General features: G+C 67.7%; 7 protein-coding genes. 2 read left to right on the plus strand and 5 right to left on the minus strand.

What is annotated here, in order from left to right:
- The first annotated feature begins 255 nt into the window (after positions 1-255).
- Positions 256-1,248: an aldo/keto reductase gene (locus tag L540_RS21025; RefSeq protein ID WP_197085679.1), complete on the plus strand. Its 993-nt coding sequence runs from the start codon at positions 256-258 to the stop codon at positions 1,246-1,248.
- Here the strand turns inward: L540_RS21025 and lnt are convergent.
- From lnt to miaB, 5 genes are all read right to left on the minus strand, one after another.
- A complete protein-coding gene (gene lnt / locus L540_RS21030) occupies positions 1,245-2,840 on the minus strand; it encodes an apolipoprotein N-acyltransferase (RefSeq protein WP_043213859.1) in 1,596 nt (531 codons plus the stop codon). The genes L540_RS21025 and lnt overlap by 4 nt on opposite strands.
- Positions 2,837-3,715 carry an HlyC/CorC family transporter gene (locus tag L540_RS21035; RefSeq protein ID WP_043213861.1) on the minus strand — a complete coding sequence of 293 codons (879 nt, stop codon included), beginning with the start codon at positions 3,713-3,715 and terminating at the stop codon, positions 2,837-2,839. The genes lnt and L540_RS21035 overlap by 4 nt, the downstream gene beginning before the upstream one ends.
- Before the next feature lie 130 nt (positions 3,716-3,845).
- Positions 3,846-4,325: an rRNA maturation RNase YbeY gene (ybeY, locus tag L540_RS21040; protein ID WP_043213862.1), complete on the minus strand. Its 480-nt coding sequence runs from the start codon at positions 4,323-4,325 to the stop codon at positions 3,846-3,848.
- Entirely contained in the window at positions 4,312-5,334 is a 1,023-nt protein-coding gene (locus L540_RS21045) for a PhoH family protein (protein WP_043213864.1), read from the minus strand. The genes ybeY and L540_RS21045 overlap by 14 nt, the downstream gene beginning before the upstream one ends.
- The gene (gene miaB, locus L540_RS21050; protein ID WP_043213868.1) at positions 5,331-6,746 is read right to left on the minus strand and encodes a tRNA (N6-isopentenyl adenosine(37)-C2)-methylthiotransferase MiaB; all 1,416 of its coding nucleotides are present in this window, start codon (positions 6,744-6,746) and stop codon (positions 5,331-5,333) included. The genes L540_RS21045 and miaB overlap by 4 nt, the downstream gene beginning before the upstream one ends.
- Before the next feature lie 175 nt (positions 6,747-6,921).
- On the opposite strand from miaB, the gene L540_RS21055 reads away from it, so the two are divergent.
- Complete coding sequence (locus L540_RS21055; protein WP_109842584.1) at positions 6,922-7,623, plus strand: phosphatase PAP2 family protein; 702 nt, start codon at positions 6,922-6,924, stop codon at positions 7,621-7,623.
- Positions 7,624-7,788 lie beyond the last annotated feature (165 nt).

Below are 7,788 nucleotides of genomic sequence, written 5' to 3' on the forward strand. Positions count from 1 at the left end.
ACCGCTGACCTCTTGCATGCCATGCAAGCGCTCTCCCAGCTGAGCTATACCCCCATGGTTTCCAGCACATCGCCGCATTCACTTTCGTGCCAGCGGCGAAGAAACGAGATTATGCACGAGTTTCCGGGGCTGTGCAAGCCAGCCGCAAAAATTTTAAAAAAAGGGAGGCATGCTAGAGTGAACCATCGCTGGAGACGATGAGGAAGCACGATGGCCAAGACATCCTTTCCGACACGGACGCTGGGCAGCACCGGCATGGCGCTGTCGCGCGTGGGCCTGGGCACATCGGCCATTGGCGGCGCGGCCTGGGCCTATGCCTGGGGCGAGCAGGACGATAGCGAATCCATCCGCGCCATCCGCCACGCCGTGGACCGCGGCATCAACTGGATAGACACGGCCGGCAGCTATGGCCAGGGCCATGCCGAGACCATCGTGCGCCGCGCCCTGGCGCAGATGCCGCCTTCGTCCCGGCCTTATGTCTTCTCCAAGGGCGGGCTGGTCACCCGCGAAGGCCAGGCGTATTGCATCGCCCAGCCCGACAGCCTGCGGCGCGAGCTGGAAGCCTCGCTGCGGCGGCTGGGCGTCGAATGCATCGATCTCTATCAGATGCACTGGCCGGCCGGCGACGGCACACCGCTGGAAGTGTATTGGCAGGCGCTGCTGGACCTCCAGCGCGAAGGCAAGGTGCGCGCGATCGGCCTGTCCAACCATGGGCTGTCCCAGGTCCAGGCCGCCGAGGCCATCGGCCATGTCGACGCCCTGCAGCCGCCCTTCTCGCTCATCCGCCGCGAGGCGGGCGCCGACCTGCTGCCCTGGTGCGAATCGCGCCAAACCGGCGTCATCGTCTACAGCCCCATGCAGTCCGGACTGTTATCGGGCGCCTTCAGCGCAACACGCCAGCTGCCGGCCAATGACTGGCGTTCGCGCGATGCGCAGTTCCAGCCGCCCAGGCTGGCGCGCAACCTGGCGCTGGCCGAAGCCTTGCGGCCCCTGGCCGAGCGCCATGGCACGACCGTCGGCGCCGTCGCCATTGCCTGGACGCTGGCCTGGCCCGGCGTCAGCGGCGCCATCGTCGGCGCGCGCAGCCCGGGACAGGTGGATGGCTGGCTGGGCGCGGCCACGCTGGAACTGGATGAAGAGGCCTTGCAGCTGATCGCCGACACCCTGGCCGACACCGGCGCCGGCAGCGGCCCGCGGCATCCGCCGGCGGCCGACCGACTTCCGACTCCGGCGGACTTTCTGCGCTAGCGGCGCCGGCGGACGCGCGCGGCGGCGGCGATCAGCACCACGCCCACGATGAGCAAGGCCAGCTTGTCGCCAAAGCGCGCATAAGGCGTCAAGCCCGTCATGCCCTGCACCGTCACCGGCAGCACGCCGGGCTGATGGGTGGGCAGTTGCGCCACCACGCGGCCGCGCGCGTCGATGGCCGCGGTGATCCCGGTATTGGTGGCCGTCACCATGGGGCGGGCCGTCTCGATGCTGCGCAGGCGGCCGATCTGCATATGCTGGCGCAAGGCCCAGGTGTTGCCGAACCAGCCCAGGTTGCTGACGTTGGCCAATATGGTGGCCCCGCCCAGCCCCTGCCCGTCGGGATAGAGCGCGGGCAACAGCTCCGGACCGAAGAGGTCTTCGTAGCAGATGTTGAAGGCGATGCGCTGGTCGCCCACCGCGAAGGGCCGCTGATAGGCCGGCCCCCGGTCGAAATCGCCCAGCGGAATGTCCAGCATGTCCACGAACCAGCGGAAACCCGGCGGCACGAACTCGCCCCAGGGCACCAGATGCTGTTTGTCGTAGCGCATGGCGGTGTTGCCGGCGGCCAGGTCGGCCAGCGGCGTGCGGGCATCGAAGCCCATGACGCTATTGGTGTAGCGCGTGCGCCCGCCGGCGTCGCGCTGGCGCAGCGGCACGCCCATGGCGATGGTGGCGGACTGGCGGGCCGCGATGGTCTTCCAGGCCTCCCAGACGTCGGGCGCCAGCTGATCCTGGAACACCGGCAGCACCGTCTCGGGCAGGATGATGAGATCGGCGCCGGGCGTGCCGGGCTGGCCCGGCAATGCGGCCAGTTCGAGATGGCGCCGCAGGCCGGCCTGCATCAGGGCGGGGTCGAACTTCTGCGATTGCTCGACATTGCCTTGCACCAGGCGCAGGTTCAGCGGCTGGCCTTGCGGGCGCGACCACGGCAGCAGGCCAAGCAGGCCGCCGGCCAACACCATGACCACGGCCAGCCCGGCGGCCAGGGCCTGGCGCGCGCTGCCCGCGCCCTTCAGGCTGGCGATGGCGGCCGCGGCGAAGGCGGTGATGAAGGCCATGCCATGCACGCCCAGGACGGGCCCCCAGCCGGCGATGGGGCTGTCAACCACGCCATAGCCGATGTTCAGCCAGGGAAAGCCCGTCATGACGGTGGCGCGCAGCCACTCGAACAGCGTCCAGCAGGCCGCCCATACCAGGGCCGTCCAGCTCGCGCGCCACGGCGACGCCGCGGCCTGCGGCGGGCAGATGCCGCGCGCCAGCCAGCCGGCGGTGGCGGGGAAGATGGCAAGAAAGACCGACAGGGCGAGCACGCCGGCGGCGGCCAGCGGCGCGGCCATGCCGCCGTAGTCGTGCATGCTGACATAAAGCCAGTACAGCCCGACGGTGAAACTGACGCTGGCGAATCCCCAGCCGCGCACCCAGGCCGCGCGGCGGCTGGGCGCCTGCAGGACAGCATGCGCGGCCACGGCCAGCATGAGCACCTGCACCCAGGCCAGCGACCAGGACGGCAAGGGGCCGGGCGCGAAACTCAAGGCATGTAAGACGCCCGCCGCGGCCAGCAGCCCGGCGCCCGGCAGTCCGCGCCTCATTCGGCGGCGTCCGTCCGCGCCGGCTGCGGCGCCCGCCGCACCCGCAGCCACAGGGCGCGGCGGGGATCGGCGCGGATGACCTCGAACTGGAAGCCGTCGAATTCGGCCGTGTCGCCCCGGCGCGGGATGCGGCCGAGCCTGCCGCCCAGCCAGCCGCCGACGCTGTCGTACTCGTCATCCGGCAACTGGGTCGAGAAGGTGTCGTTGAAATGGCTGATCTCGGTCGAGGCCAGCATGCGCCACTGGTTCTCGCCTTCGGGGAAGATGGATTCTTCCTCGTCTTCGTCGAACTCGTCTTCGATGTCGCCGACGATCTGCTCCAGCACGTCTTCCATGGTGACCAGGCCGGAGATGCCGCCATGCTCGTCGATCACGATGGCGATGTGGTTGCGCGCCGCGCGGAACTCGCGCAGCAGCACATTGAGACGCTTGGCCTCGGGAATGAAGATGGCCGGACGGATCAGCGAGCGCAGCTCGATGGAGGGATCCAGCATATAGCGCAGCAAGTCCTTGGCCAGCAGGACGCCCAGGATGTTGTCGCGGTCGTCTTCGTAGACCGGGAAGCGCGAATGCGCGGTCTCGACGATGGTGGCCAGCAGTTGCTGCAGGGGCTGGGAGACGTCCAGCAGGTCCATCCGCGAACGCGGCACCATGATGTCGGCGACGGTGCGCTCGGAGACGGCCAGCGCCCCCTTGATCATGGTGTAGGACTCGGCATCAAGAAGCGCCCTGTCGTGGGCGGCATCCAGGAAGGTCTTGATGCCTTCGCGGTCTTCTGGCTCGCGCCGGACCAGCGAGAGAACGCGGTCCAGCAGGGATTTGGAGGATTTGTGCGGGGAAGCCGAGGAATCGGCAGCAGGGTATGGGTCAGACATTGTCCAAACGGACTCGTAACGAAAGGGTCAGCATAACCGATACCCCCCCGGGCCATGCAAGTTGGAGCGGCGGCAATACGCCGCCATATACGGGTTTTTGCCGAGAAAATCCGGCCAACAGCGGCCGAAATCAGGCCAGATAGGGATCGGCGATGCCCATGCGCGCCAGGATGGCCGTCTCCAGCCCCTCCATGCGCCGGGCCTCGCCGGCCTTGATATGGTCATAGCCCAGCGCGTGCAGCACCCCGTGGATACAGAGGTGGGCGGCATGGTCGGCAAAAGCCTTTTTCTGCTCGCGGGCCTCGCGGGCCAGCACCGGCACGCAGATGACGATATCGCCGCGCGCGGTGCCCAGCGGATCCACGCCGTACTCGAAGGTCAGCACATTGGTGGCGTAGTCCCGTCCCCGGAATTCCGCGTTGAGCCGGCGCCCTTCGGCCTGCCCGACCAGGCGGATATTGAGTTCGGCGCAGGAAAACGCCACCAGGCCGTCGGCCGCGGCGCCGGCCAGCGCATAGCCCGCCCAGCGGCGCAGCCGCCAGCGCGGCAGGCGCGGTTCGTCCACGGCATATTGCACCGCCAGGGCCAGGCCGGGATCAGGCGTTGTCATTCTGTTCGGCCTGCTCATAGGCGTCGACGATGCGCGCCACCAGCGGATGGCGCACCACATCGCGGCTGGTAAAGCGCGTGGTGGCGATGCCCTGCACATCGGCCAGCACCTTGACGGCATGCGCCAGCCCGCTCTGCTGGCCGCGCGGCAGGTCGATCTGCGACGGATCGCCCGTGATCACGGCCTTGCTGCCGAACCCGATGCGGGTCAGGAACATCTTCATCTGCTCGGGCGTGGTGTTCTGGGCTTCGTCCAGGATCACGAAAGCATGGTTGAGCGTGCGGCCGCGCATATAGGCCAGCGGCGCGATCTCTATGCTTTGCTTCTCGAACAGGCGCTGCACACGCTCGAAACCCATCAGGTCATACAGCGCGTCATAGAGGGGCCGCAGATAGGGATCGACCTTCTGGGCCAGGTCGCCGGGCAGAAAACCCAGGCGTTCGCCGGCCTCCACGGCCGGGCGTGTCAGCACCAGGCGCTGCACGGTATCGCGCTCCATGGCGTCGATGGCGCAGGCCACGGCCAGCCAGGTCTTGCCGGTGCCGGCCGGCCCGATGCCGAAGGTGATGTCGTGCTTGAGGATGTTGTTCAGGTAGTCGCGCTGGCGCGGCGTGCGCGGGCGCAGGTCGGTGCGCCGCGTGCGCAGGGCAAGGCCGTCGCTCTCGTCATCGACCGGCGGCAGCGTGGCATCGAGGTCGCGCGGGTCTTCCTGGACCTCGACGCGGCGCCCCACGCCGATCTCCACCAGCCCGAGCTGGATGTCGTCCACCGACAGCGCGCGATGCGTGGCCTGGTCGTAGAAGCGGCGCAGCGCCCGGCCGGCCAGCTCGGCCTGCTCGCCTTCGACGGTGATCCGGCTGCCGCGGCGCGAGAGCTTCACGCCCATGCCGTCGGCCAGCTGCCGCAGGTTCTCGTCCAGCGGACCGCAAAGATTGGACAGGTGGACATTGTCGCCATCGAGATTGACGATGACGGGCATGCTGCGGCGGCGGCTGCGCGGGGTGCTCATGCTGCTCCTTGGTCGCTGTCTTCGGTGCCGACCACGCGGCCGCGAAGCGAATTGGTGAAGGCCTGCGTGATGATGACATCCACCATGTTGCCGACCAGGCGAGCCGGCCCTTCGAAGTTGACGATGCGGTTGTTCTCGGTGCGGCCCATGAGCTCCTTGGGATCGCGCCGCGAAGGGCCTTCGACCAGCAGGCGCTGGCGCGTGCCCACCATGCCCTGGGCAATGGCGGCGGCCTGCTCGTTGATCAGGGCCTGCAGCTGCTGCAGGCGCTTGAGCTTGACCTCCTGGGGCGTGTCGTCGTGCAGATCGGCCGCCGGCGTGCCCGGGCGGCGCGAATACACGAAGGAAAACGAGGTGTCGAAGCCCACGTCGGCGATGAGCTTGAGCGTCTTCTGGAAGTCTTCTTCGGTTTCGCCGGGGAAGCCCACGATGAAATCGGAAGAAAGCGTCAGGTTGGGACGCGCGGCGCGCAGCTTGCGCACGACCGATTTGAATTCCAGCGCGGTATAGCCGCGCTTCATGGCGGCCAGCACGCGGTCGCTGCCGGCCTGCACGGGCAGATGCAGGAAGGACACCAGCTTGGGCAGGCGGGCATAGGCCTCGACCATGCGCTGGGTCATCTCCTTGGGATGCGAGGTCGTGTAGCGGATGCGCTCGATGCCGGGAATCTCGTGCACATACTCCAGCAGCATGGCGAAATCGGCGATCTCGTCGCTGCCCTCGATGCGGCCGCGGTAGGCGTTGACGTTCTGGCCCAGCAGCGTCACTTCGCGCACGCCCTGGTCGGCCAGGTCGGCCACCTCGGTGAGCACGTCCTCGAAGGGGCGCGAGACCTCTTCGCCGCGCGTATAGGGCACCACGCAGAAGCTGCAATACTTGCTGCAGCCCTCCATGATGGACACGAAGGCCGTGGCCCCCTCGACGCGCGAGGGCGGCATATTGTCGAACTTCTCGATCTCGGGAAAGCTGATGTCGACCTGCGACACGCCCTCGTCGCGCCGGCGGCGGATCAGCTCGGGCAGGCGATGCAGGGTCTGCGGACCGAAGACCACGTCCACATAGGGCGCGCGCTTGACGATGGCCTCGCCTTCCTGGCTGGCCACGCAGCCGCCCACGCCGATCACCAGGCGCGGATTGAGTTTCTTCAGGTGCTGCACGCGGCCCAGGTCGGAGAAGACTTTTTCTTGCGCCTTCTCGCGCACCGAACAGGTGTTAAAGAGAATGACGTCGGCTTCCTCGGGGTTGTCGGTGACTTCCAGACCCTGGTCTTCACGGAGCACGTCGACCATTTTGTCGGAGTCGTACTCGTTCATCTGGCAGCCGAAGGTGCGGATGTAGATCTTGCCGCCGGCCGCGGGGGCGGCGGTCGTGACGGCGGGCGCGCCTGCGCGCTTGAGCGTGGTTTCTTGCATGGGCATACGCCGTGGCGGGTGTAGATCCCGGGGGCGTTATCAAAGTAGATTAGGGAAACCGCTGATTTTACCGTTTTACACAGTAAATCGTCTTTGTCGTGAGCGTTTAGACCATTACTATTGTCCGCCGCCATGCCCCAGGCAGTGGCCCCATTTAATTCACATGCGCCCGGCCATGACTACAGGTGTTCCGCTCTCCCCTCCCCTGCGCCCCATCCGCGGCAAGGCCAGCCTGGCCTTGCTGCTGCTCCTGGTGCTGGCTTGCACGCTATGGCTGGACCGCCCCCTCACGCTGTGGCTGGACGCCCATGTGCCCGAAGGCCTGAACACGGCCTTCGACCGCATCGGCCGGCTGGGCGACCCGGGGCTCTACGTCCTGGTCGGCCTGGGCCTGTACATCTGGTCGCTCAACGGCCTGGCGCGCGGCTGGCATTGCCGTTTCGAAGCGGGTTTTGACCGCATCGCGCGCGGCTCGCTGCTGCTGCTGGCCACGATGTCCGCCGGCGGCATCGTCACCTGGCTGCTCAAGCGCGTGGTCGCGCGGGCCCGCCCGGAAGAACTCCTGGACCACGGCATCTACGGCCTGGGCAAGTTCTTCGCCGGCAAGCCTTTCGACTCCTTTCCGTCCAGCCACACCCAGGCCGCCTTCGCGGTCGCGGGCGTGATCGCCATCGTCGCGCCGCGCTGGCGCTGGCCCGTGCTGACGCTGGCCGCCCTGGTGGCCCTGAGCCGCGTCATCAACCGCGACCACTTCCTCACCGACGTGGTGACGGGCGCCCTGGTGGCCCTGGGCTGCGCCGCCGCGCTCGCGCCGCGCATCCTCGGCAAGCAATACCAGTGGCCGCTGCGCGCGCCCTGGCGCTGGCTGCGGAGCTGATTTCGCGGGGCGCTGCACGCTTTTTAAAAATGGTGCATAATTCGGCCCCGTTCACCGAACGACGCAAGACAAAGGCAAGAACCTCCGGTTCGGCCAGCGTGTTGTAGGCTTGGGGGTATAGCTCAGCTGGGAGAGCGCTTGCATGGCATGCAAGAGGTCAGCGGT

This window comes from Bordetella pseudohinzii (assembly GCF_000657795.2).
In the GTDB taxonomy this organism is placed as follows: Bacteria; Pseudomonadota; Gammaproteobacteria; order Burkholderiales; family Burkholderiaceae_B; genus Bordetella; species Bordetella pseudohinzii.